Source organism: Nocardia australiensis (assembly GCF_020733705.1).
Taxonomy (GTDB): Bacteria; Actinomycetota; Actinomycetes; order Mycobacteriales; family Mycobacteriaceae; genus Nocardia; species Nocardia australiensis.
The window spans coordinates 95,008-119,257 of record NZ_JAJFZM010000002.1 but is presented as its reverse complement, the minus strand read 5'-3'; the positions used below and the strand labels follow the sequence as shown (position 1 = coordinate 119,257).

General features: G+C 64.7%; 24 protein-coding genes and 3 pseudogenes. 15 read left to right on the top strand and 12 right to left on the bottom strand.

Annotated elements, in window-relative coordinates; genetic code table 11:
• The first annotated feature begins 37 nt into the window (after nucleotides 1–37).
• The 6 genes from LKE06_RS15220 to LKE06_RS15195 all read left to right on the top strand — a co-directional run bounded on the left by LKE06_RS15220 (nucleotide 38) and on the right by LKE06_RS15195 (nucleotide 7,161).
• Complete coding sequence (locus LKE06_RS15220) at nucleotides 38–490, top strand: CBS domain-containing protein (RefSeq protein WP_227999578.1); 453 nt, start codon at nucleotides 38–40, stop codon at nucleotides 488–490.
• A gap of 176 nt (nucleotides 491–666) precedes the next feature.
• Nucleotides 667–1,512, top strand: a complete 846-nt coding sequence (locus LKE06_RS15215) for a universal stress protein (protein WP_227999576.1) — start codon at nucleotides 667–669, stop codon at nucleotides 1,510–1,512.
• Between the two features lie 364 nt (nucleotides 1,513–1,876).
• Nucleotides 1,877–2,881 (top strand): Acg family FMN-binding oxidoreductase, encoded by a 1,005-nt coding sequence (locus tag LKE06_RS15210; RefSeq protein ID WP_227999574.1) that lies wholly within the window; start codon nucleotides 1,877–1,879, stop codon nucleotides 2,879–2,881.
• A 373-nt stretch (nucleotides 2,882–3,254) separates the two neighbouring features.
• Nucleotides 3,255–3,920 carry a DUF2267 domain-containing protein gene (locus LKE06_RS15205; protein ID WP_227999572.1) on the top strand — a complete coding sequence of 222 codons (666 nt, stop codon included), beginning with the start codon at nucleotides 3,255–3,257 and terminating at the stop codon, nucleotides 3,918–3,920.
• Between the two features lies 1 nt (nucleotide 3,921).
• Complete coding sequence (locus tag LKE06_RS15200) at nucleotides 3,922–5,088, top strand: site-2 protease family protein (protein WP_227999570.1); 1,167 nt, start codon at nucleotides 3,922–3,924, stop codon at nucleotides 5,086–5,088.
• A gap of 45 nt (nucleotides 5,089–5,133) precedes the next feature.
• Nucleotides 5,134–7,161 (top strand): erythromycin esterase family protein, encoded by a 2,028-nt coding sequence (locus LKE06_RS15195; protein ID WP_227999568.1) that lies wholly within the window; start codon nucleotides 5,134–5,136, stop codon nucleotides 7,159–7,161.
• Nucleotides 7,162–7,204: 43 nt separating this feature from the next.
• On the opposite strand, the gene LKE06_RS15190 is transcribed toward LKE06_RS15195, so the two are convergent.
• Both LKE06_RS15190 and LKE06_RS15185 read right to left on the bottom strand, forming a co-directional pair.
• Nucleotides 7,205–8,083, bottom strand: coding sequence for a universal stress protein (locus LKE06_RS15190; RefSeq protein WP_227999566.1), 879 nt, complete (start codon nucleotides 8,081–8,083; stop codon nucleotides 7,205–7,207).
• A 66-nt stretch (nucleotides 8,084–8,149) separates the two neighbouring features.
• On the bottom strand, nucleotides 8,150–8,752 hold the full coding sequence (locus LKE06_RS15185; protein WP_227999564.1) for an Rv1733c family protein: 603 nt from the start codon (nucleotides 8,750–8,752) through the stop codon (nucleotides 8,150–8,152).
• A 407-nt stretch (nucleotides 8,753–9,159) separates the two neighbouring features.
• On the opposite strand from LKE06_RS15185, the gene LKE06_RS15180 reads away from it, so the two are divergent.
• From LKE06_RS15180 to asnB, 4 genes are all read left to right on the top strand, one after another.
• Nucleotides 9,160–9,372, top strand: coding sequence for a universal stress protein (locus LKE06_RS15180; RefSeq protein WP_227999562.1), 213 nt, complete (start codon nucleotides 9,160–9,162; stop codon nucleotides 9,370–9,372).
• Nucleotides 9,373–9,517: 145 nt separating this feature from the next.
• Complete coding sequence (locus tag LKE06_RS15175) at nucleotides 9,518–10,390, top strand: universal stress protein (RefSeq protein ID WP_227999560.1); 873 nt, start codon at nucleotides 9,518–9,520, stop codon at nucleotides 10,388–10,390.
• A 20-nt stretch (nucleotides 10,391–10,410) separates the two neighbouring features.
• A complete protein-coding gene (locus tag LKE06_RS15170; RefSeq protein WP_227999558.1) occupies nucleotides 10,411–11,331 on the top strand; it encodes a universal stress protein in 921 nt (306 codons plus the stop codon).
• A gap of 474 nt (nucleotides 11,332–11,805) precedes the next feature.
• Nucleotides 11,806–13,650: an asparagine synthase (glutamine-hydrolyzing) gene (gene asnB / locus LKE06_RS15165; RefSeq protein ID WP_227999557.1), complete on the top strand. Its 1,845-nt coding sequence runs from the start codon at nucleotides 11,806–11,808 to the stop codon at nucleotides 13,648–13,650.
• Nucleotides 13,651–13,704: 54 nt separating this feature from the next.
• Here asnB and LKE06_RS15160 read toward each other — a convergent pair whose 3' ends face one another.
• Nucleotides 13,705–13,932 (bottom strand): hypothetical protein, encoded by a 228-nt coding sequence (locus tag LKE06_RS15160; RefSeq protein ID WP_227999555.1) that lies wholly within the window; start codon nucleotides 13,930–13,932, stop codon nucleotides 13,705–13,707.
• Here LKE06_RS15160 and LKE06_RS15155 point away from each other — a divergent pair.
• The 4 genes and pseudogenes from LKE06_RS15155 to LKE06_RS33450 form a co-directional block, all read left to right on the top strand.
• Nucleotides 13,931–14,566, top strand: coding sequence for a TetR/AcrR family transcriptional regulator (locus LKE06_RS15155; RefSeq protein WP_227999553.1), 636 nt, complete (start codon nucleotides 13,931–13,933; stop codon nucleotides 14,564–14,566). The genes LKE06_RS15160 and LKE06_RS15155 overlap by 2 nt on opposite strands.
• 121 nt (nucleotides 14,567–14,687) lie before the next feature.
• Entirely contained in the window at nucleotides 14,688–15,875 is a 1,188-nt protein-coding gene (locus LKE06_RS15150; protein ID WP_228000629.1) for a cytochrome P450, read from the top strand.
• Between the two features lie 11 nt (nucleotides 15,876–15,886).
• On the top strand, nucleotides 15,887–16,078 hold the full coding sequence (locus LKE06_RS15145; protein ID WP_227999551.1) for a ferredoxin: 192 nt from the start codon (nucleotides 15,887–15,889) through the stop codon (nucleotides 16,076–16,078).
• A 99-nt stretch (nucleotides 16,079–16,177) separates the two neighbouring features.
• Nucleotides 16,178–16,300 (top strand): annotated as a pseudogene (locus LKE06_RS33450) (IS701 family transposase); the annotation flags it as partial.
• Here the strand turns inward: LKE06_RS33450 and LKE06_RS32565 are convergent.
• The 9 genes and pseudogenes from LKE06_RS32565 to LKE06_RS15105 form a co-directional block, all read right to left on the bottom strand.
• On the bottom strand, nucleotides 16,265–16,390 hold the full coding sequence (locus tag LKE06_RS32565) for a hypothetical protein (protein WP_255649209.1): 126 nt from the start codon (nucleotides 16,388–16,390) through the stop codon (nucleotides 16,265–16,267). The pseudogene LKE06_RS33450 and the gene LKE06_RS32565 overlap by 36 nt on opposite strands.
• Nucleotides 16,387–16,991, bottom strand: a pseudogene (locus LKE06_RS15140) (transposase). The gene LKE06_RS32565 and the pseudogene LKE06_RS15140 overlap by 4 nt, the downstream one beginning before the upstream one ends.
• Nucleotides 16,992–17,035: 44 nt before the next feature.
• On the bottom strand, nucleotides 17,036–17,422 hold the full coding sequence (locus LKE06_RS15135) for a VOC family protein (RefSeq protein ID WP_227999549.1): 387 nt from the start codon (nucleotides 17,420–17,422) through the stop codon (nucleotides 17,036–17,038).
• The gene (locus LKE06_RS15130) at nucleotides 17,419–17,706 is read right to left on the bottom strand and encodes an ArsR/SmtB family transcription factor (protein WP_227999548.1); all 288 of its coding nucleotides are present in this window, start codon (nucleotides 17,704–17,706) and stop codon (nucleotides 17,419–17,421) included. The genes LKE06_RS15135 and LKE06_RS15130 overlap by 4 nt, the downstream gene beginning before the upstream one ends.
• Before the next feature lie 198 nt (nucleotides 17,707–17,904).
• Nucleotides 17,905–18,186, bottom strand: a complete 282-nt coding sequence (locus tag LKE06_RS15125) for a thiocyanate hydrolase (protein ID WP_228000628.1) — start codon at nucleotides 18,184–18,186, stop codon at nucleotides 17,905–17,907.
• A 104-nt stretch (nucleotides 18,187–18,290) separates the two neighbouring features.
• Nucleotides 18,291–18,986: a thiocyanate hydrolase subunit gamma gene (gene scnC, locus LKE06_RS15120; RefSeq protein ID WP_227999546.1), complete on the bottom strand. Its 696-nt coding sequence runs from the start codon at nucleotides 18,984–18,986 to the stop codon at nucleotides 18,291–18,293.
• A 52-nt stretch (nucleotides 18,987–19,038) separates the two neighbouring features.
• Nucleotides 19,039–19,878, bottom strand: a complete 840-nt coding sequence (locus LKE06_RS15115) for an SH3-like domain-containing protein (protein WP_227999544.1) — start codon at nucleotides 19,876–19,878, stop codon at nucleotides 19,039–19,041.
• Nucleotides 19,879–20,314: 436 nt separating this feature from the next.
• Complete coding sequence (locus tag LKE06_RS15110; protein ID WP_227999543.1) at nucleotides 20,315–21,256, bottom strand: formylglycine-generating enzyme family protein; 942 nt, start codon at nucleotides 21,254–21,256, stop codon at nucleotides 20,315–20,317.
• Between the two features lie 11 nt (nucleotides 21,257–21,267).
• Nucleotides 21,268–23,619 (bottom strand): arylsulfatase, encoded by a 2,352-nt coding sequence (locus tag LKE06_RS15105; RefSeq protein ID WP_227999541.1) that lies wholly within the window; start codon nucleotides 23,617–23,619, stop codon nucleotides 21,268–21,270.
• A 286-nt stretch (nucleotides 23,620–23,905) separates the two neighbouring features.
• On the opposite strand from LKE06_RS15105, the pseudogene LKE06_RS33190 reads away from it, so the two are divergent.
• Nucleotides 23,906–24,101, top strand: a pseudogene (locus LKE06_RS33190) (IS1380 family transposase); the annotation flags it as partial.
• Between the last annotated feature and the right edge of the window lie 149 nt (nucleotides 24,102–24,250).

Genomic DNA, 24,250 nt, shown 5'->3' with positions numbered 1-24,250 from the left:
CCACCAGTGCACGACCTATTCGGCAAGGAGGCCGGTCATGACCACCGCACAAGCAATCATGCAGCCCGATGTCGCGAGCATTTCAGTCCGCGACACCATGGAGACCGCAGCTCAGCGAATGCGTCAACTGGATGTCGGCGCCTTGCCGATCTGCGACGGTGAGGGACACCCGGTCGGGATCGTCACCGACCGCGATATCGTCGTCAAATGCGTTGCCACCGGCACGAATCCGCGCACCACCACTGCGGGCGAATTAGCCCAGGGCGAGGACCTGCTCACCGTTGACACCGGCACAGATATCGGTGACGCGCTGGTACTGATGGAGCAACACCAGATCCGACGACTCCCGGTAACCGAGGCAGGCAAACTGGCAGGCATCATCACCGAGGCCGACCTGTCCCGACGGCTACCCGAAACCACCGTCGGTGAATTCGTGGAAGCCGTATGCGCACAACACCTTCCGGCGTCCACCAACGGAGGTTCACAATAGCGCCAGGGTAGGACGGCGGCAGGCCCTCGGTCTCGGTCCGCAGTAATCCGTTGACCTACGATCCCGCCTTCGAGCACCGATGTCCCTTCCGCGGCGGCCCGCCGGGGACGAGGATGGAATGTGGTCGTAGTCGCTGTGACGCAATCGAAAGATCTCGCGGCAAGGAGTGCGGATCGATGAGTATCAGGGCCGATCGCACCTCGATCGTCGTCGGCGTCGACGATTCTTCAACAGCGTTGAACGCGGCACGCTGGGCCGCCTATCTCGCCGGCGCCCTGCACGCACCGCTGTTGATCGCCTATGCGCAACCGCATTCGGCTACGGCCGCACAGCAGTTGGCCGAACACATCCATGCACCGAACTCCGTCGACGCGACCCTCGAGCGCACCCGCCAGCTCGTGTACACCTGCGATCCGGACGTGACCGTCAGCGCGGTGCGCCCCGAAGGCCCGCCCGCCGACGCGCTCGTGGCATTGAGCGCACACGCCCACATCGTCGTGGTCGGTGCGCAGACCGCCTTTGGGGACCGGTTGGTAGGCCCCATCACCATGTATGTCGCCCAGCACGCGCACTGCCCGGTTGGGGTTTGGCGCGGCGCGTACGGCAGGCCCATTCCGCGCGGCAAGCCGGTCGCGGTCGGCATCGACGGAACCGAACTCAGCATTCCGGCCATCGCCCACGCCTTCGAAATCGCCGCCGCGTTCGGGGTGCCGCTCACCGCCGTGCACTGCTGGCCGTCACGTATCGAACCGAGAGGCCACCATCTCGACCGCGGCGGCCAGCAGCGCACGCTGCTGGCCGAGTCACTGGTGGGTTGGCGCACGGAGTATCCGGATGTCGAGGTCATCGAAATGCCGGCCCCGGGCCTGGCCCGCTCGGTGTTGAACGAGATAGCGCGCGATGTTCAGTTGCTTGTCGTCGGCAGCCATGGCCGCCCTACCGCTACGGCGTTACTGTTCGGGTCGACCAGCCGAGACCTGCTCCACCACACCACCTGCCCGGTACTCGTCTGCCGGAGCTGAACCGATGGACCGAAAACCGCTGGCCCACAAGGCAAAAGGTCCGCATAGCGCATCGGCCGCCGGGTAGCTGCGGATACCGACCCGTGGATCCTGGGGTACGTTTGCAAAGAGAAATGCGGGTTGGCGAGCTCGTCTCGATGACCGATCACAGCTCGACGGGGCCGCCGTGCGGTCTCGAGCGCCGCGATCGAAATGTGCACGGCCGTGCACGGATCCTGCTCGGTGCCCGGCAATTCATGACCGGTGGGCGTGTTCGACCCGACGAGGACCTGACACCGGCCCGAGTCGGCGGGTGACCATGGACCTTCGAGAACGGGCGCAAGGCCCATATCGAGCCGCTCAGGGCGCGACGACACTCGACGGTATGACCGATACCAGCCCTTCCCATGTACGTTCCGTGCCGGACCATTCGACGGTGCTGGCGGCCATGCGATCGGCCGGGCGCGCACCGTCGCTGCACAACACCCAACCGTGGCGCTGGGTATTCGACGGCGTCCGACTGCACCTGTACCGCGACGACGACCGCCTGATGACCTCAGCAGACCCAATCGGCAGACAGTTGGTGATCAGCTGTGGCGCGATGCTGCACCACGTGCGTACCGCCTTTGCCGTCAAGGGCTGGCATACCGATATCACCCGGCTACCCGATTCCAACCGCTCCGACTATCTGGCGGTCATCGCGTACCGGCCGTGGCCCGATCCCCCAGTCGGCGTGCAGGTCCGCGCCCGCGCCATGGATCGGCGGCGCACCGACCGACTGCCGCTGTACGCACCCACCGGGCTGCCGCAGTTCCTACGCGCCGGGCGAATGCTGGTGACACCGCACTACCTCGAACTCGATCTCCTCGACGAAAGCGCGCACGCGAAGCTCGCGGCGGCCTCCGACCGCACCACCGCGGTCCGCCGCTACGACATGGAGTACCAGGCCGAATTACACTGGTGGACTGGACATTCCGGCGATCCCGAAGGTATCCCGCGCGAGGCGCTGGTCTCTGATGCCGAATTCTCCCGCATCAGTGTGGGTCGCACCTTCCCGTCGGCACCGCATTCGGCCCGGCGCGGCGATCTCGAGGACCATGCGCGACTGCTGGTGCTCAGTTCCGGCCGCGAATCCGTCGCCGCATGGCTGCATACCGGTGAAGCGCTTTCGGCCGTACTGCTGGAATGCACAGCAGCCGGGCTGGCGAGTTGCCCGATGACCCACATCACCGAAATGCCCTCGGCCCGAATGATTATCGCGAGCATGCTGCCCCACCCCGGTGTCCCCCAGGTGGTCATCCGAGTCGGCACCGCACCCGACGGCGAACCCGAGAACCCGCCGACGCCGCGCCGCCCGCTGACCGACATCCTGACAATGCAGCACAAATAGACCGGTTACCGATGCAGGCACAGGGCGGTTGGTTTATGTGTTCAACGCCGTGCGCGAACTGGCGCGACCACATCCGTGATGCTCGGGCACCCTCGACACACTGGCTGGATACCGGCGAGGCGCTGTCGGAGATGCTCCTCGAATGCACCGCGCGCAGCCGATCGGAGGCGACCGCGGTGGTGGTAAACATCCCACAACGGAACGTACTTTCGGTCCTCGACCGCCGACGCCGCCGCACCCGGCGGTACCGCACAGCAGGCCGCCGCGAAACCGGGACCATCGGCTCACCCGAGGGCACCCTTCGGCCCTAGGTCGGTGCCCGCGCACGTCGCAGGCTGGGGCTACAACACCGGCACGCACCCAGGAGCCAGTCATGTCGCACCCCGCCGATCCCCTCACCTCCGCCGTGCAGACTGCGCACGATTGGCTGCGCGCGGTCGCCGACAGTCTCGATACCGACGAACCGGCTTTCGCGTACCGGGCGCTGCGCGCCTGGATGCATACCGTCCGCGACCGCATCAGTGCTAGCAGCTCAGCCCACCTGACTGCGCAACTCCCCGAAATTCTGCGCGGCGCCTATTACGAGGGCTGGATGCCCGGCCACGTGCCGGTTCGGCATGGCGTCGCCGAATTCACCAGGCAGTTCGCCCGCGAGGCCGGCATCGACGAGAACGAGGTCGGCCCGGTCGCCGGTGCGGTCACGACGGCGCTGTCGGAGCTGTTCTCCCCTGGACAGTTGAATGGGATATTCGCGGTGCTCCCGATGCGTCTGTACAGAGTGCTGTGCGGTGCGCAACCGGAGGTCGACGAGTCACTGATCGAGTCGTCACCGGCCGCCGTTGCGCGCGAGGTCGATCCGGTCGCCGACATCGATAATCGCATTCGGGCACTCGGTGACGCAGTCGCCGTACTCGCGCGCGGCCTCGAGCGACTGCCCGCCGACAAACCAGATAGTGACAGGTCGACCCAGGCGGCCCAGCAGGCGCATCGCATTCTGCTCGCCGAAGGTCTGGTCGGCGCCGACGCGCGGCAGCTTTGACATGTTGCGTGCGACGATTCCACTGGGACGGGTCGCGGGCATCCGCATCGGCGCGCACTGGTCGGCGCTGGTCACCCTCGGCCTGTTTATCTATCTCCTCGGCCGCTCGCTCGCTGGCACCGATGGGAACCCGGTGGCGGTCTGGCTGGTCGCCGCAGGCGGCGCGGTCGGACTGTTTATCTCCCTGCTGAGCCACGAGTTGGCGCATTCGATCGTCGCGCGCCGTAGCGGCACCCGGGTCGATGTGGTCGTGTTGTGGCTACTCGGCGGTGTGTCCGAACTCGGCGACGAACCGAAGGATCCGCGCTCGGATCTGCGGATCGCATTGGCCGGACCGCTCACCAGCTTCGTGCTCAGCCTCGCGCTGTTCGGTGTCGCCGATGTGGTCGCAGCGCTGATCAGTGGGCCGGTGCCGGCGATGCTCGGCTGGCTGGGCGCGATGAATCTCATTCTGGCCGTATTCAATCTGCTGCCAGGCGCGCCACTGGACGGTGGCCGAGTCCTGCGCGCACTGGTCTGGCGGCGCACCGGAGATCGGCTGCGTGCCGCCACCGTAGCCGCACGCAGCGGCCGCTTCCTCGGGCTGAGTCTGCTGATCCTCGGTGGCGCGGAGTTGCTACTGGTCGGCGCGGGCGGAGGGCTCTGGCTGATGCTGCTCGGCTGGTTCCTGTATTCGGCCGCCAATATCGAACTGTCCACCGCCGGGCTGCGACATCGGCTGGGCATCATTCGGGTACGCGACGTCATGACCGAACATCCGCTGTCGGTTCCGGCGACCTGGTCGGTGGCCGACCTGCTGCGCTCACAGCTCGCGCACACCGCCCATCGGGCTTTCCCAGTGATCGACAGTGCCGGCCGACCGATCGGCGAGCTCGGCTGGTCCGATCTCACCGCACTGCCCGTGGCGGCTCGCGAGACTACCGCAGTGCGTAGCCTCGCCCGTCCGCTGCCGCCGGCGGCCCGGGTTTCCGGTGACGAACTGCTTTCCACCGTGGCATCACATGTGGTGCTGCGACCCGACTTCGACGTCATCACGGCGATCGATTCGCACGGTCGACTCATCGGAGTGGTCACCGCGACAGATCTGACGCTGGCCGTCCAGCGCAGCGCGCTGGGGCTGCCCACCCGCCGGCCCGAACAGTATCGGCCACCGAATAGCGAACTCTGACAAGACAATTCGGCCCGCGATGGGCCGACCGATGGGAGGCTTGCGATGAACCATACACAAGTACGGCAGGAACCACCTCGACCGATCTTCCGGAATCGGCACGAGGCAGGCCGGGTGCTGGGCGGTCTGCTCGAACACTATCGCGGCGATCCTGATGTCTTGGTGCTCGGACTGCCGCGCGGTGGTGTTCCGGTCGCGTGGGAGGTCGCTGCGGCGCTCGGCGCGCCGATGGACACCCTGGTGGTGCGCAAACTCGGCGCACCGGGTCATCCGGAGTTCGCGGTCGGCGCACTGTCCATCGGTGGCCGCATCGTGCTCAACGACGATATGGTGCGTGCGCTGCGGCTGACCGCCGACCAGGTGCGCAGCATCGCCCGCGACGAGGCCGCGGAGATGGTCCGGCGGGAGGCCGCCTATCGCGCCGGCCGCGGCCCGATCGAGGTGGCCGGGCGGACGGTGATCCTGGTAGACGATGGCCTGGCCACCGGCGCGAGCATGTTCGCTGCCATCGAGGCGATCCGTGAGGGCGAGCCGAAGCGGATCGTGGTCGCGGTCCCCGCAGCACCGGAATCGACCTGCCGGGAACTCGGCGCATCGGTCGACGAAATGGTCTGCGCGACCATGCCGACCCCGTTCCGCGCGGTCGGCGAATGGTTCTGGGACTTCACTCAGGTCACCGACGAGCAGGTGCGCACGCTGCTGAGCATGTCGACCACCGGCACCGCCGTCCCGCGCATCGACGCCGCGGCGACCATCCGGGCTGCGGCCATCGACGCACCCGGCGGCGTCGCGCCATCGCAGGTGCTCGAAGAACTGATCGGCGACGCCAGATTCGTGCTGATCGGCGAGAGTTCGCACGGTACAAAGGAGTTCTACCGGGCCAGGGCGGCGATGACGCGATGGCTGATCGAGGAGAAGGGCTTCACCGCCGTCGCGGCCGAGGCGGACTGGCCCGATGCCTACCGGGTGAACCGGTACGTGCACGGGCGCGGCACCGACACCACCGCCGATCAGGCGTTGCGCGGATTCGAGCGTTTCCCGGCCTGGATGTGGCGCAATATCGAGGTGCGCGACTTCGTCACCTGGCTGCACGGGCACAATGCCGAGCAATTGCGTGACGACGCACCGCAGACCGGCTTCTACGGTCTAGACCTCTACAGCCTGCATCGCTCGATACAGGAGGTGGTGCAGTATCTCGACCGCGTCGATCCGAAGGCGGCGCAGCGCGCCAGGATTCGCTACGCCTGCTTCGACCACGTCGTGGGCGATGACGCCCAGGCATACGGTTTCGCCGCGGCCTTCGGGGCGGGCAGTTCCTGTGAGGCCCAAGCGATCCGGCAGTTGCTGGAATTGCAGCGCGTCGCGATCGCAGTTGACGAGTTGGAGCCTTTCGCCGCCGACGACCTGTTCGACGCGTTGCGCAATGCCTGTTCGGTGCGCGACGCCGAGGCGTACTACCGGGCCATGTTCGGCGACCGGGTGTCTTCGTGGAATCTGCGCGACAAGCATATGGCCGACAGCCTGGACGCGCTCGCCAACCATCTCGGCCGTTCCGACGAACGCTCCCCCGCCCGAATCGTGGTGTGGGCGCACAATTCTCATGTCGGCGATGCCCGCGCCACCGAATTAGGCGGCGAGGGCCAACTGACCCTGGGGCAGCTGACGCGCGAACGCCACGGCCGCGACTGCCGTCTTATCGGCTTCAGCACCTGCTCGGGCACGGTGACCGCGGCCGAGGAATGGGGCGGACCGGACCGCCGCGAGACCGTCCGTTTCGCATTGCCTTCGAGTATCGAAGAATTGCTGCACGACACCGGAAACCGGGAATTCCTACTCCGCACGGACGTTCCAGGCAAGGTCGGCGAGCTGTTGCGTCAGCCCCGGCTACAACGCGCGATCGGCGTGGTATACCGCCCCGGCACCGAACGTCAGAGCCATTACTTCCACACCAGGCTCGCCGACCAGTTCGACGCGCTCATCCACATCGACCACACCACCCCGCTGGAACCGTTGGAGCCGACCAGCGAGTGGATCGCGGGCACCACGCCCGAGACGTATCCGTCCGGTCTGTGACCAACCACCGTTGGCGCGCTCCATGGCGGCGGTGCCATGGAGCTCAGGCCTTGTGTACCACGATCATCGGGCACTCCACCGTATGCAGCAGCGCTTTGCTGGTCGACCCGAGCATCATGCTCGCGAATCCACCACGGCCGTGGCTGCCGACCACGAGCAGCTGCGCATTCGCCGACGCATCGAGCAGCGCCCGAACAGGCTTGTCCAACTTCAGGATTCGCAGCACCGGAACGTCCGGATACCGATCGCGATAACCGGCCATGTGCTCGGCCAACCGCGTCTGCTCGGACTCCCGCGCGGCCTCCCAGCCCGAATGCGGCAGATCGATCCCGCTGGCATCGCTCCAGGTGTGCAGCGCTGTCAGCCCCACCTCGCGCCGCGACGCCTCCTCGAAGGCCAGCTCGATAGCGGGCACACTATTCTCCGACCCGTCGACACCGACCAGGACCGGTTTACCTACCGATACCGGATCGAGCGCCGAATTCTCGTGAATCACGGCCACCGGGCAGTGCGCGTGGTGGGTGAGCGCAGTGCCGACCGAGCCGAGCAATCCGCGCTGGAACGCGCCGACGCCGCTGGTACCGACCACCAGCATCCTGGCCCGCGCCGAGCGCAGGATCAGAGTCGGAATGATGGACACGAACATCACTTCGGTGGCGAGCTCCAGTTCCTCGCCAAGTGCGGCCTGATGTGCTACCAGGGTCGCCTCAGCCAGAATCCGCTCGCCGTTGCGGCGCAGCCACTCGATATCCGACTCCGCCAAGGTCCGATCCGGGCCGAAGTCGGGAATCGCCACCGAGGTGACAATGCGCAGCCGACAATGGTGCAGTGCGGCATCCACCGCGGCCCAGGCGACCGCCTGATACGAACTCGCCGAGCCGTCGACGGCCGCGATGATCTGCGGCGCTGAGGAATTGCCCATCGTTACTCCTATAGCGGTACGACCGGCGGGCCGTTCGCTGTTCGGGGTCACCGAGGTACTGCAACCTCATTGCCGGTCTTCCTTGATCGGACTGTTGAATTGACGCCACCGCCGTTCCCAGCTCGCTCCATGACGACGCTCGAGCAGCGACACCACGCCCTGCATCAGCAGCCACGCGACGACCCAGGTGCCGTTGCACACCATGACGCCGATGCCGATACCGGTCAGCGCGGCGGCACTGGGGCGCCGTGGCGCCGCCGTCGGAGTCCCGTCCGGTCTCAGCCACACGGTCACGTGATCGCCTAGTGCCGCATCATTCGGCACCCGCACCGTCGCGATGCCGGGCCGACCATCGTGCGTCCACTGCACCTGTGCCTCGCGCAGATGTGACGGCGTCCGTTCAGGTTCATCCGTGATCACTGCACTGACCGCGGATTTCGCCGAGTCCTCGGCGCGTATCCGGGCCGAGGCGTCGGTATAGGCGGCCGTTCCCAGCGCTCCGGCGATCGGGATCGCGACGAGTACAGCGAGCGTGACCACGATCCGCAGCACAGCCTCGAGTCGATCCGATGGCCGCAGCAACGGATTCGGACTCCACGGACGCCGCCACCACAGCCGCCGCAGCGGTGACCAGGGGCCACGAATCGGGAACGCCGAGTCCCGCGACATCACCGATCACCTTCTTCCGGTGGCGTTTGTGCTGATCCGAGCATCACGCGTGTACGCGTGGGCGGGCAGAGACGAAGGTCATCGCTGTCCGGGGTCCACCGACCTTGCTTTTTCATCCGCCCGGCAGTGTCCGCAGCGGAGCAGGCCGACGTGCGGGTCCGCCGCCATCGCTGGGCCAAAGCGGCGACAGTTGGCGAGTACGGGGTGGCGGAGGTTCTGGATGTGCGAATGAGCGGACCGGCGAATCCAGCAGCGCGCGCCAAGCGGTCAGACGGCAGGTTCAGCGTGCGGAAGGTATCAGCGGTCTTAGTGCCCTGTGGTTCGTGACCAACGCCAGGCGTGCCGCACCGCATCGGATTCCTAACCTACGGGTAGCCGATTTATCGGAACCCGAAGGGACACCGCGCATGACCACCCAGCACCACGATGATCCGCACCGGCTGGCCTCGGCCGAAATGGTGGTCGGTGTCGACGGCTTCGAGGCCGCCGATCCGGCCGTGCGATGGGCTGCCGAGACCACCTCCCGGCGGGGCCGCCGACTGCGCATCGTCTACGGTCTGGACCTCGCGGCGGCCGGGGCCGTTAACGGGCTCTACGAGGTGATCAAAGCCCCTCGGTGATCGATGCGATCGGGCGCGGACCTGGTGCACACCGCTCCGACTGGCCCATGAGGTGGATCCGCTGGTGCGGACCGCGCAGTGCCCCGTCGTGGTCGTCCCCCCGCAGTAGCACACCATCATTCGCGCAGAAGGGTTACGAAATCACGTGTCCGCCAATGCCATCAATCTCCCTATCCTCGTCGGTATCGACGGCTCCGATGCGGCCACCGAGGCCGTGCGCTGGGCCGCGGTCGACGCCGCCCACCACCACGCACCTCTGCACATCGTTCACGGCATCAGCGCACCGATGGACTTCGGTCCCGCGATCGCCTTCAACCAATTCGATTACGACGCCTATCGAGCGGCCGGTACCGCCGCCGTCACCACGGCCCACGCATTCGCGACCGCCGCGGCCGCACCCGTCGGTGACCTCGATATCACAACCTTCGTGGTCGAGGCACCGCCGATCCCGGTCCTGCTCGACCGCTCCAAGGACGCCCGCCTACTGGTCGTGGGCACCCGCGGCCTAGGCGTCTTCCGCCGCAGCCTCCTCGGCTCGGTGAGCACCGCTGTGGCCAGGCATGCGCACTGCCCGGTCGCCGTCATTCCCGAACCGGAGAACTACACACCGGATCGGCTGGGCGGTCCAGTGCTGGTGGGTGTCGACGGCTCTCCGAGCGCCACCCGCGCCATCGAGGTCGCCTTCGACGAGGCCGCCCATCGCGAGATCGGAGTGCGTGCGGTATTCACCTGGTCCGAATTCAACCGCTACATCTCCCGCGTCGATTTGCAGACCGAGGCCGAGGAGTTGTTGGCCGAGAGCTTGGCCGGCTATGCGGAGAAGTATCCGGACCTCGAAGTACAGCGCGTCGTCGTCGAGGATCGATCGGCCAGACGCCTACTCGCGGAATCCGCGGACACTCAACTGATCGTCGTGGGCAGCCATGGCCGCGGCGGCTTCGCCGGCATGACGCTCGGCTCGGTCAGCCAAGCCGTCCTACACGCCACCGACTGCCCCCTCATCATTGCCCGCCCATAAGACTGACAGAAGGCATCGACATGATCGCTCACCCCGATGAGAATCCACACCAACTCGCATCAGCCGCGGTCGTGGTGGGAACAGACGGGTCGTCAACCAGCGACGCCGCCGTCCGATGGGCCGCGCAAACGGCGGCTCGGAAGCGACGGCGGCTGCTGATCGTGCACGGCCTCGACCTCGCCGGTACCCGCGCGGTCCTGGGAAGCTACGACGCGATGGAACCTTCGGTTACCGCGCCGATGCATGCCCACGGTGAACACATCCTCACCAAGGCCCGCGAACTGGCTCATGACTTCAACCCGGAACTGGCCGTCATCACTGAGCTCTTCGAAGCAAATCCAGCGAAATTGTTGATCGAACTCTCGCAATCCGCCGACCTTGTCGCCCTCGGCGCCACCCCGGGTGTCGGTACTGTCGCTCACCTCGGGTCGACTCTGCTCACGGTGGTCAGCCACGGCCACGGTGCCACGGTCGTCGTGCGTGGCACCGACGCAGGGCAACCGGCTCATCGCGGCGGTCCGGTCGTGGTCGGCGTGGACGGCAGCCCGGTCGGTGAAGCCGCCATCGCCGCGGCGTTCGCGGAGGCATCCGAGCGTGACGCCGAACTCGTCACCGTGCACGCCTGGAGCGATCTGAGCGTCGGCGCGTTCGCCGGAAGCGCCTATCTGGAAATCCCCGTCGTCGACCTCGAGATCGCCGAACACGCGCTGTTGGCAGAGCGACTCGCGGGCTGGCAGGAGAAGTACCCCGATGTCACCGTGACCCGCAAGGTCTCCGTTTTCGGACCGCGCGAGCTGCTGGTCAAATGGTCGGAGTCCGCTCAGCTGATCGTGGTCGGCAGTCGCGGGCGTGGCGGATTCCGTAGCCTGCTGCTGGGGTCGACCAGCAACTGGCTTGTACAGCACGCCGACTGCCCGGTCATGGTCGTCCATTCGAAATAGTGCAAAAGCTCAGCCGTTCAAAAGAATTCCCTTGAAAGATCAACAGGACATGGCCGCCGCATCGGGCGAGTGCTCGCCCCGACATGTCCTGGTGATCATGGGCGACGCCGTGGGGGCTCGGAGGGGCAGGGCGGACGGGGCCAGGATCAACAGGAGGAGGCTGAGGTGTCGGTGGGTGATCGCTGCGCCGTGTCCTGTTCATGACCGGACCGTTTGCATTTCGGGCGGGCCAGGTCGCTGGAATCCGAGAAACTGCGAGGGGTCGGCTGCGGCGAGGGGTGGTGTGCGCGGTCGAATCGACGGCTCGCACCAGCATGGGCGACGCGCGGGCGGCGAGGGGCTCGCCGGGCGACTTGGGGACGAGATTATGTGTCTTAGAACAACTTTGAGTACAAACTTCGACAAGGGACACCGCCGTGTGTTACACCGGTTCTACATATAGTTTGCATCGCTAACGAACTTTGGAGGTAGCGCATGTGCGGTATTGCGGGTTGGGTCTCCTTCGATTCAGATCTCACACAGAACCATTCGACCCTCGACGCCATGACAGCGACGATGGCGTGTCGCGGCCCGGACGGCTCGGGCACATTCGTCCGCACCCATGCCGGTCTCGGCCATCGGCGCCTGGCCATCATCGACCTCCCCGGTGGCACCCAGCCGATGAGTGTCGACACACCGAACGGCGACATCGGCATCGTGTACAGCGGTGAGACCTACAACTTCACCGAACTGCGTACTCAACTGATCGGACTCGGACACCAGTTCCGCACCGACAGCGACACCGAGGTCGTACTGCACGGCTATCTGCAATGGGGTGACGCCGTCGTCGACCATCTCAATGGCATGTACGCGTTCGCGATCTGGGACCAGCGCGACGAAAAGCTGGTGATGATCCGAGATCGCATGGGGATCAAGCCGTTCTACTACTACCCCACCCGAGATGGTGTGCTGTTCGGCTCCGAGCCGAAGGCGATACTGGCGAACCCATTGGCCCGCAAAGTGGTGGACACCAACGGAATACGCGAACTGTTCGCGATGACGAAGGAGCCCGGCTGGTCGTTATGGAAGGACATGCACGAGGTACTGCCCGGCACGATCGTCACCGTCGACCGGAGCGGGCTGCGTACACGCACGTACTGGAAACTGAACGCGGTGGCGCACACCGACAACCGTGACGACAGCGTCGCCCATGTGCGCGAACTGATGACCGATACCGTTGAGCGCCAGTTGATCTCGGACGTCCCGCGCTGTGTGCTCTTGTCCGGCGGTCTCGATTCGAGCGCCATCACCGGCCTCGCCGCTGCCCGGCTGGCCCGTGACGGCGAGCAGTTGCGCACCTTCTCTGTCGATTTTCTGCACCAGGAGCAGAGCTTCCAGCCGGACGAGATGCGCGACACCCCGGATTCGCCGTACGTGCGCGAGGTCGCCGAACTGGTGCGGTCCGCGCACCATGACGTCGTCCTCAACCCCGGCGATCTGACCGATCCCGAGGTGCGTCGCGCGATGATCACCGCACGCGACATCCCTGCCGGACTCGGCGACATGGATTCCTCGCTCTACCTGTTGTTCAAGGCGATTCGCGCACAATCGACGGTCGCGTTGTCCGGCGAGTCGGCCGACGAAGTATTCGGCGGGTACCGCTGGTTCCACGACGAGGCGGCGGTGAACGCGAACACCTTCCCCTGGCTCGCATTCCAGAACTCGGTAGTCGGGAATGACCGTTTCAACGTATTCAACCGAGACCTGTTGCAGCGCTTGCAGGTCGACAATTACATCGGTGATCAGTACGCGACCGCGGTCGCCGAAGTCGAGCACCTCAATGGCGAGTCGGACAACGAACGCCGCATGCGCACGATCTGCCACCTGCACCTGACCCGGGTCGTCCGCATGCTGCTCGACCGCAAGGATCGCGCGTCGATGGCGGTAGGTCTCGAGGTTCGCGTTCCGTTCTGCGATCATCGTCTGGTCGAGTACGTGTACAACACACCGTGGTCGCTGAAGACGTTCGACGGCAGGGAGAAGAGCCTGCTGCGGCACGCGACCAAGCACGTGCTCCCGCAATCGGTAGCCCAGCGGGTGAAGAGCCCCTACCCCTCGACGCAGGATCCCGGTTACGCCACCGGACTCGCCCAGCAGGCCAAGGAGATCCTGGCCGAGCCGGATAACCCGGTGTTCGCACTGGTGGACCGCAAATGGGTACAGGACGCCGTCGCAGGCGATCCAGCGCAAATCACCAGCAACATCCGGACCGGCCTGGACCGGGTACTCGACCTGCACCACTGGCTCGACATCTACTCCCCTGAGCTCCAACTCGACTGAGCCGGAGCTCGCGGCCGAAGTCGAATAGTGCTGGCGGCTCCTGCCTCACGGGGGCTATCCGAGTGAGTGTTCAATGGCTTCGCCGCGATGGATCCGCTTGCCCGCGAGTTGCGCCAGCACTTCGGCCGGGTCGCGATGGGTACACTTGCCACTTTCCGAGGCGGGTTGGAAGCTGCCGAAGCGGGCGACCACCGCGCCGTAGGTGCGTCGCACCCGCCGTGTGCGAATTGTCGGGGTTGGGAACAGTCGCTCCCTGTCCCAACCTGCGATGATCTCCAGCATGAATGGTGAGGCGATACGCACGCCCAGCCCCGATCGGTCCAGCACACGCACGCGCAATCCGCGCGGGCAAGGTGAACGTCTACGGGGCGAGATTCTGGCCGCCGCCAGCAGGCTGCTTTCCGAACTGGGCGGCGAGCAAGCGGTCACAATCCGTGGAGTGGCTCGCGCGGCCGGGATCGCCCCGGCCAGCATCTACGAGCACTTTGCCGACAAGGCCGCACTGGTGGACGGTTTGGTCGAATACGACTATCACCGATTAACGCAGGCACTGACGGCAGCGGGAGTGTCCGGCGACCCGAGGCAGGCACTCACCGACCAGATGCACGCCTACTGCCGGTTCGCCCTGGAGAATCCCGGCCACTACCGCCTGTTACTCACCAGACGTAAGTCTGTGCAGGGCAACGCTTCACTCAGTCCGGCCCTGGCGCTCGTCGCGGGCACCTTCGAGCGTTGCGCGAAAACTGGCTATCCACTGCGCATGTCGGCCGAACGAGCTGCGGTCATGGTCTTCGTCGGCGTGCACGGGCGAGTGGCGCTGTTCCATTCCGACGATGCCGAAACCGACACTGCCGCAGCGCTCTTGTTCGCCGACGAACTCAGCGGTCTCATGTTCCTTTCCCCTGACGATTACTGAGTCGCGCCGTACTATTGGTAGGTAACCGAACAATCGTTCGGCCAGGTTTATCGCGCTTGGAGACTCGGTGACCAATACTCTGACGCCCCCGTCCGAAGAACAGACCCCTCCTACCTATCCGATGGCCCGCACCCCTATCTGTCCGTTCAACCCACCGCCCGATCTGGCTCGGCTACGCGAAGATCAGCCCATCAGCCGCGTTCGGATCTGGAATGGCAACCAGGGCTGGCTCATCACGCGCTACAACGACGTGCGGGCGGTGCTGGCCGACCCGCGCTTCAGCGCCGACCCCGATCGATCGGGTTACCTGCCGGTGACCGCGGCGAGCCAGGCACGCCGTCAACGCTCGAAAAGCTTGATCTCCATGGACAATCCGGAGCACGACGTGATGCGGCGCATGCTTACCCGGGACTTCATGATCAAGCGCGTCGAGGCACTGCGGCCTCGAATCCAGCAGATCGTCGACGACCTCATCGACCAGATGCTGGCGGCCGGGCCACCGACCGATCTCGTCTCCGCGTTCGCACTGCCCGTGCCATCGCTGGTGATCTGCGAACTACTCGGCGTGCCCTACGCCGATCACGAATTCTTCCAGCGGTGCAGTCGCGTCCTGATCAACATCCATGCCTCACCAGAGACTTCACTGACGGTCAGTGGAGAACTGCGCACCTACCTGAGCGATCTGGTCCGACGCAAACAGTCCGAGGCCGAGGACACCACCGTGCTCAGCCGACTGGCGAAAAATCAAGTGGCCAACGGCGAACTCACGCTCGACGAAGCCACCGACACGGCGTTGCTGCTGCTGATCGCCGGGCACGAGACCACCGCGAACATGATCGCGCTCGGTACCCTCGCCCTCCTCGAGCACCCGAAACAGCTTGCCGAACTGAGGGATTCGGATGACCCAGCGCTGGTGCGGTCCACCGTGGAGGAGATGCTGCGCTACCTCACCATCGTGCACAGCGGTCGTCGTCGGGTCGCGATGGAGGACGTGGAAGTGGGCGGACAGCTCATCAGAGCGGGCGAGGGAATCATCGTCGCCGGCGAGGCGGCCAACCGTGACGCCGCCGCGTTCCCCGACTCCCCCAACGATCTCGACATCCACCGCGACGCCCGCCATCACGTCGCGTTCGGTTATGGCATTCACCAGTGCCTGGGCCAGCCGTTGGCCCGGGTCGAGCTTCAAGTCGTCTACAACACGCTCTACCGTCGCATACCCACGCTGCGGCTGGCAGGCGACCTGGCCGACGTGCGCTTCAAAGACGACATGATCGTCTACGGCGTACACGAACTAGCTGTGACTTGGTGAGGAGATCAGACATGAAAGTTGTTCTGGACGAGGACAAGTGCATCGGCTCGGGGCAGTGCGTACTGGCGGCACCGGAGGTGTTCGACCAGCGCGACGAAGACGGCATCGCCTTCGTACTGACCGATGAGATCGCCGACGCGGAGCCTGTGCGTCAGGCGGCAAGGGTGTGCCCCGCCCTCGCGATCAAGGTGATGGACGGCTGACGCTCGATTCGACCGCGCCCCGGAGCCGCCGCGCACTCCGAGGCGTGGTGCGGTCGATCTTTTTCACGACCGTCAGCACGATCGCGGAATCTTCGACCGAACATCACCCTGGCCATGCTCGCCCACACCTACCTCGCCGTCACTGTTGCTATCTCCCCAAAAGCATTGGCAGCGGCCTCATTCCACTCACACTCGGCGAAATTCACCGTCTTCTGGCACACCCGAGGCCCAGATGCGGTCGGCGGCATGCAGCGGGGTGAGTATGAACGCGATGAGCAGCCGGCGGATCTCCGGTAATGTGAGAACGATCATGTCCTCATCGAGGTCGCCGGTTCCTCTTTTGCGGCAAGGGTTTTCATGGAAGCGAGCCGGGCCGGGGCGAGCATGGACAAGGTGATGTGGGCATACCAGGCGCGCCATTTGCGGACCTGGTAGTGATCCGGTCCAGCCTCGCCCTTGGCCAGCTGAAATGCTTCCTCCACGTGCCAGCGCGCCCCGGCTGTCCAGGCCAGATCGACCAACCTGGCGCTGGCCGGGCCATAACAGATGTAGTAGGCGATCTCGGTCGGGTCGCCGATCGAGCGCCGCGCCAGCAGCCAGTGCCCGCGCGCGGTCTTCTCTCGTCACCGGCCAGCACGGCCTCGGGGTCGTCGAGGTGGGCGACGACATAGCCGCGCACATCGTCACGGACTCCGTCGACGTCCCAATCGGCGGCCCGCAGCAGCCGCTGCGTCCCGTGCGGAGCGCTCTCACCAGCGCGTTCAGCTAGGGTCCACCCGTTCTTGCGTTCCAGAGCCGCGACCAGCCCCGTCACGTACTCACCCGCTCGTCCCCGCGGCTCAGCGCGGGTGAACCGTCCCCCGATCCTCGACATCAACGAATCCAGCTCCGCCACAGCACGATCCAACACCACGCGACAGGTCTACCAGCAACCGACCAATGAGTGCCGTTGCAGTATCAGGCCAGGGTGACGATCTGGATCAGGTTCCCGCAGGTGTCGTCGAAGACCGCTGTGGTCGCCGGCCCTGCCGTCATCGGCTCCTGCGTAAACGTCACCCCCAGCCCACGCAGCCGCTCGCATTCCGCCTGCACGTCTGCGACCTGGAACGAGGTGGCCGGAATGCCGTCGGCAACCAGGCCTTCCTTGTACGGCTTGACCACGGGGTGTCCGTCCGGCTCGAGCAGCAGTTCTGTACCCTCGGGGTCCTCCGGTGAGACGACCGTCAGCCACCGGGCCTCGCCCAGCGAGATGTCGTGCTTCTTGGTGAAACCGAGCACCTCGGTGTAGAAGTCGAGGGCCTTCTGCTGGTCGTCGACGAAGACACTGGTGATATAGATTTTCACGGTGCTTGTCCTTTCCTGGTGACCGGCCACCGCTCGAAGATGGCGGTCAGCGGGGTGGTGTCGAGGTGGTGGAATTTGTACCGCCCCTGCTTGCGCGTCGTGATCAGCCCGGCCTCCTCCAGCACCGCCAGATGCTGAGATATGGCCTGCCGGGTCAAGCTCAGCTGATGTTGACTCGTCAGGCGCACGCAGATCTCGAACAGAGTCTGACCGTCGCGCGCGGTCAGCTCGTCGAGAATGGTCCGCCGGGTGGGATCGGCGAGGGCTTTGAAGATATCGCCCATAACGCCACGATAGGCAAGTGGATACTTGCCTGTCAAGATCTCAGACCGCTGAGCCGGTTCGGACCTCTGGGACTCGCCGATCAGGTCGAGCGATGGCATCCCAGCCGGTTCGCCTGACCGCTATCTCGGACGTGGGCGAGGCACGATCGAATGCCCTAGGACATTCGAAGGACAAGTGGGCTTGCGCACAGATCCCGTTCAGGCTTCCAGTCTGGCTCGGATGCCGACGAGTCGTTCCTGGAGTTCTGACTCGTCGATGATGCCGCGGACCACTAGGGAGTGAGCCAGTGCGACGAGCTGGTTTTCGGGGTAGGGCAGGCCGGAATAGACGGTTGCCGACAGCGAATCCTCCTCATCGCGTCGTTCCTTGAAGTTGGGGGTGCTCATGGCGCATCCCGCGTGATCGAGCGCGTCGCACATACCGTCCAAGCTTGTCTTCCATGGCGGCGCAGGATTTTCGACACCGTACTTGGCGGCCATGCGCGGCCAAACCTGATTACGTTCCACAATGCTTTTCAGCGGCGCGATATCGACATACTCGGTCGAGACCGAATCATCTGCCGTACTCACTATTGCGAGCTCCCTCAGTCGGCTGGGTGGATGGCTGGACGGGTTGCGGTGATGACATTGCTGGTCACACCCGCCTTGGGCAGTGCGACGCCGATCAAACAATCGCGTGTGACGATTTCGGCCAGCTGATCTTCGTCCCATCCGTCAGTTCCTTCGGGACGAAGGGGCATCACCATGAAACGGTGCTTTTGGTTAGAGTCCTGAACCTGGATGGCGACATCGTTGCTCAGATACAGCCCGAACTCTGCCAGTACCTGACGCGGCCAACGTACCAAGCGCCGTCGATAATTCGGGGTGCGATACCACTCGGGAGAATTGCCCAGTATCGGTCGCGGATAGCATGAGCACAGTGCGCAGACAATCACATTGTGCACTTCGGGCGTGTCCTCGAGGATCTCGAACGCGGTGAAGTCGCTCGGCGTTCCGAAGCCGGTAGGTTCCAGCCAGTCCACTCCGACTTCTTTACTCGCGGCCATCGGATCGATGAGGGCGAGTGTTTTGAAATCAGGATCAAGCCATGCGCGGGCGACCAGATGCGCGGCAGGTGTCGGACCGATATGCTCGGCGAACTCGGTGAAACGGCGATGCTCCTCGGCGCTGAAGATACCCTTTTCGATGCACAGTTCGCGCAGAGCGATCTCCAGAACTTCGAAGTCGGTTATTTCGTCCACCATGGGTGCGACCGTGCGATCGTGTTCGTGGTCGGTCATAGAATCCCTTTCTGGCAAGATGCCAATCAGTGAAATCGACCGGGAGAATGGCCTAGGCCGCTGCTTTCAGCCAGCGTTCTGGGAGCTCGGTTTGCAGGCTGTCGTTCGCAGTTCCCGTGTAGCCGTACCATAATTCGGAAAGGTTGAACCGAACAACGTAGAACCACTCGGGCTTCGCGTCGGGGCGGTCCCACGTTTCATCTTCAGCCGCCGGACTTTCGTAAGCGACCGAAGCAATCTCTCCTGAGGCGCCGCGCACATATTCTGGAGTGCGGGTATACAACAAGGCGGGCATTTCGCGCACCATTACAGGATCTCCGACTTGAAACCTAGGATTTCCCGCTTGGCCGGCAAACACCTGTGGATCACCCTTACCAACTGCACGGATATGATGCTGATTGCGTTTAACATGCGAACCGTCACCTTCGAACTTGGGTTGCGCCGCCAACGTCTTTCCGGCGAGGCCGCCTTCGTACCGGGCCTGGACTTCTACTAACCGTTCGCTCAACTCGCCGAGACCGATGTGGTGTTTCTCGACAAGGACGCGGGCAACAGCCAGCAGCCAGCGACCGTAGTACGGAAGCCCCAAATAGATAGCGCGCCCGACATCGACGTTGCCCATCCGGCGCCGCTCTTCCGAGAGCCAGATTCCGCGCCAGGCGAGCACCTCGCAGATCACATAGGTGTTGTGTTCCCACACCTCGTACTGTTTGTTCTCGTACCTCATCGGCGCGTCCGGCTCGCCGCCGACGTCGTGGACAGTCTTCATGTATGCGCTGAAGCGCTCGTGATCGATGAGATCAGGAGTCGGCGCATTCGGCAGTTCGGGATATGAGGACTCGAGCCGGGCTACCAAATCCAGTTGAGCTGCCCGCTCCGCCGCCGTACTCATGAAAGCTCCCTTCGTCGCGCGGACGAGATGACTACCTGAGGTCTGCTGAGGAGATTCGACGCGAACTGCTGTCCTGTCTGTGCGTGCCAATAGTCGCACTACGCGGTTGGCGAGAAGTAGCGCCAAATCAAACGTTGTGGATCGCACGATCTGCGGGGCAGCAACGCCTCACCAGGTCAAATCTATGCCTCATCGGCGCTGACGTGCAGGTTTCTCAGAAATTGTCCGGCACGAGCTCAGCTCCGCCACCCAGCCGCCTGGACCGCTTCTTCGGGGCAAGGTACTACGGAGGCTCCGACTCCATCGGGGTGACGTTCTCCACCCCTATGGACTGCCGCGGATCGAGGTTCTCCAGCCAGGGGGCTTCCGCGAGGCAACGTTCCGCGGCCCGTGCTGGGAGGCGATCGTGGGTGACTCGAGCATGTGGCTGACATTTTCACGGAGCTGCTTCGCGCACAACGCACCGGAAGCCGAGGTGGCAAGTGGCCGTGTCCTCGGTTTGCCCCTGTCGGGCGGCAGGCCGGTAGCGCAGGCAGTAGCAGGCCGCGCACAAATACGAGCCGCCCTTCACGACGCGGCATGGAAAGCGCTGCGGCGCTGCTGGTTCGGGTGTATCCGCCCGCGGGTTGCGCGGGGCGCAGCAGTCCGACTTGGGGTGCCAGGGGTGGAAGTAGTCGACGGTCCACTCCCATACGTTGCCGGTCATGTCGTAAAGGCCGTAACCGTTGGGCGAAAAGGTGCCGACCGCCGTGGTGCCCGGTGTCCGCGTCTGTCCTCGGCCGGGGTGGAATTGCCAGGGAAACGCGCCGACCCAGATATTGGCCATGCGCCGACCGGTGGGTTCGAACTCGTCCCCCCACGCGTAGACGGCCCCGTCCAGTCCCCCGCGCGCCGCATACTCCCATTCCGCCTCGGTCGGTAGCTGTTTGCCAGCCCAGGCCGCGTACGCCGCAGCGTCCTCGTAGGCGACCTGGGTGACCGGGCGGCGGTCGAGCCCGTCGAGTGTGCTGCCGCGACCGTGCGGGCGACGCCAGCTTGCCCCGGGGACGTACCGCCACCAGCAGCGCCAGTTGTCCAACGGCACCGGTCCACTGGTGGGCCGGAACACCAGTGCACCGGGGAGCAGGTTCCCCGGCTCCGCGTCCGGGTAGTCCTCGGCTGTGGGAATCCGTTCGGCGACCGTGACGTATCCGGTCTGCTTCACGAAGCGTCGGAACGCGGCGTTGGTCACCGGGTGCGGGTCGATCCAGAACGAATCGACCCGCACCCGGTGCACCGGCCGCTCTTCGGGGAAGAAGTCGTCTGATCCCATCGCGAAGCTGCCGCCGGGTATCCGGACCATGCCGCGACGGACATCGGTGCGGATTGCGGTCGCCATGGACGCTCCCTTCAGTCGCGCGAAAAGGCCGCAGCCACCGCCATTTCCAGGTCCTCGTAGGGTTTTCCGCTGACATCCGCGACCACCTGGTGGACGGTTCCCCCGGTGAACGGAAACGGTGACCGGTAGCGCGCGGAAACGGACTGACCGCTGTCATGACCCACGCGGGTCCCTTCTCCCACACCGGAGAAGGTGACGGGCTGGGTCCGCATGTCATCGAGTGAGCCGACCGGGTTCTCATCGATGTACAGGACGGCCGCACCGGTAGGCGTGAAATTGTCAGGGCGGGTTCCGTGACGTTCGTACCGAACCCCGAGGACGTGATCGCCAAGGGGTAGCGGGCGATCGGACACGATGGTCTGTTCTTCCTCACCGAGGAAGTTGTAGATGTAGTACAGGTACCCGTCCTGGACGAACAGGGTGTGCCCACCGAGTCGCCCACCGTGGGCGAACAGCACGCCCTTGGCGTCCGTGCCGGTAATCGTCGTCTCGGCCAGCAATGCGTAGGACCGTCCGTGAATCTCCAGCGCCGCACCCGGTCCCACTTCCGCGGCGCCCGGATAGTAGACGTAGTTGTCCCGCTTACCGGCGTATGTCGGGCGGTAGCGGGTGATCGCGGAGATAATGTCGAGGTCGTTCAGCGGCATTCCGTTGTACTTGTCGGCTTCCGAGAACCACAGCGCCTTCAGCTCATCCAGCTTCTCGGGATGAACCTCGGCGAGGTCGTGGGTCTGGCTGCGGTCCTGCTCGAGATGGAACAGTTCCCAGCGATCCTTGTCGAAATGGCCCCAACCGGACGGGCATGCCGCATGAACGGTGTTGGCGAACCATCCGCGATGCCAGATCCCGCGTGTGCCCAGCATCGAATAGAACTGAGTGTGCTTGCCCGTGTCCGCGCCCGGGTCATCGACCAGCGCCTGGAAACCGACACCTTCCAGGGGACGCTGCACCACATTCTTCACCGTGTCCGGGGGCGTGATGCCGAGCAGTTCGTAAACGGTGGGGGTGATATCGCAGACGTTGAGGTACTGGTGGCGAAGCTCACCGCGGGCCGCCATCCCGGCCGGCCACGACATGAGGCACATGTCGGCGATACCGCCTTCGTGCGAGGCATACCGCTTGTACAGCTTGTATGGCGTATTGAACGCCATCGCCCAGCCGATGCTGTAGTGGTTGTAGGTGGTCGGCGAACCCAGCTCGTCGAGCTTCGCCAAACTGTCATCGATCGTGTCTATGTAGCCGTTGAAGAACTTCATCTCGTTGACGGTGCCGTTCGGGCCGCCCTCGCCGCTGGCCCCGTTGTCCGACAGCGCGACAATGATGGTGTTGTCCAGTTGGCCGCTTTCCTCGAGATAGTCCAGCAGCCGACCGATCTGCGCGTCGGTGTAGGAAACGAAACCGGCGAAGACCTCCGCCTGACGACAGAACAGCCGCTTCTCGTCTTCCGATAGCGAATCCCACGGTCGCACCGTGTCCTGTGTCGGCCATGGCTTACCTTCCGCACTGGTGACATTCGAGTACGGGTTCACGGGCGAGAGCTCGGTGTTTTCCGGCAGCAGACCCATGCGCTTCTGGTTCTCCAGCACGATCTCGCGATACTTCTCATAGCCCATGTCGAACCGGCCGCGGTACTTGTCGGCCCATTCCTTCGGCACGTGGTGCGGCGCATGCCCGCACCCCGGGCACAGGTACGTGAACCACGGTTTGTCGGGGGCAATCACCTTCGAATCGCGGATGAACTCGATCGACTTGTCGGCCAAATCCTTCGACAGGTGATACCCGTCCTCCGGTGTGTACGGCTGCGAGACCGGGTGATTGTCGTACACGAGATTCGGATACCACTGGTCGGCCTCTCCACCCAGGAAACCGTAGAACCGCTCGAACCCACGCCCCAGCGGCCAATGCCGCTTCGATGCCGCCAGATTCTCCTCCTCCAGTGGAGTCATATGCCATTTGCCGACCGCATACGTGTTCCACCCTCGCTCGCCCAATACCTCTGACAGCAAAGCGGTTTCGGCCGGAATGCGACCACACATACTCGGGAACCCATCGGTGAATTCCTCGATCGTCGCCATGCCGACCGAGGTCGCGTTCCGGCCGGTCATCAAGGCGGCACGGCTGGGTGAACACAGCGCGGTGGTGTGGAACTGCGTGAACCGGACACCGCGATCAGCGATTCGCTTCATGTTCGGCATCTCGACCAGACCGCCGTAGCCGTCCCAGGTGCCGAACCCGATGTCGTCCCACACCAGATACAGCACGTTCGGCGCACCCTGCGGTGCCGTCGGCTCCGCGAAAGGCCCCCAATCGGGAACCGACTCGCGTATGTCGAGCGCAACCTGCCCTTCGAACTTTCTGACCATCATCCACCTCCAGCAAACTAGAGCTGTTCGTTCGCCATCGATCCTGTTGTCCGGGCTCCGGACCTCATGCCGCACACTCGCGCAAACGCCGATCGATGCGGCCGTAGCGCCGGGATGTATAGCCCCCGGCACCGGCGATACAGCGGAGGGTTCGGGTGTTCGAGTCGACGTGCGGTGGCCACGCCCCCCGGGACATAATGTCCGGATCCTCGCTGATCAGTGCCTTTCGTATCCAAAGAGAATACCGACCGGGCGGGATAGATATGAGTAGTTGAAGAAAGGACCCCTGACCGCCCGTGTCGATCTGCTGCCGGCGCGGGCGTTCGGGAGGTCATCGATATCGACTCACTGCCGCGCCCGGTCTACGGCCACCAGAAAAAAGGCGCCCCGACGGACACACCAAAATCGCGGGCAAACAGATTCTGCGCAAAGGACTTTCACCGCTGGCCGCCATGATCAGCATCGACCTCGCGCCACCGATGACATCACCGTCGGCGACGCCATCATCGAGAAAGCGAAGGCGTGGGAAGCAGGCACTCCGCCCCTGCTATTCGAACGATTCCCTGACCTTCGGCTCTCGCGGTCGTGACCGAGGATCTCCGCGACCTCCCGGTCCGCACCCTGCACGATT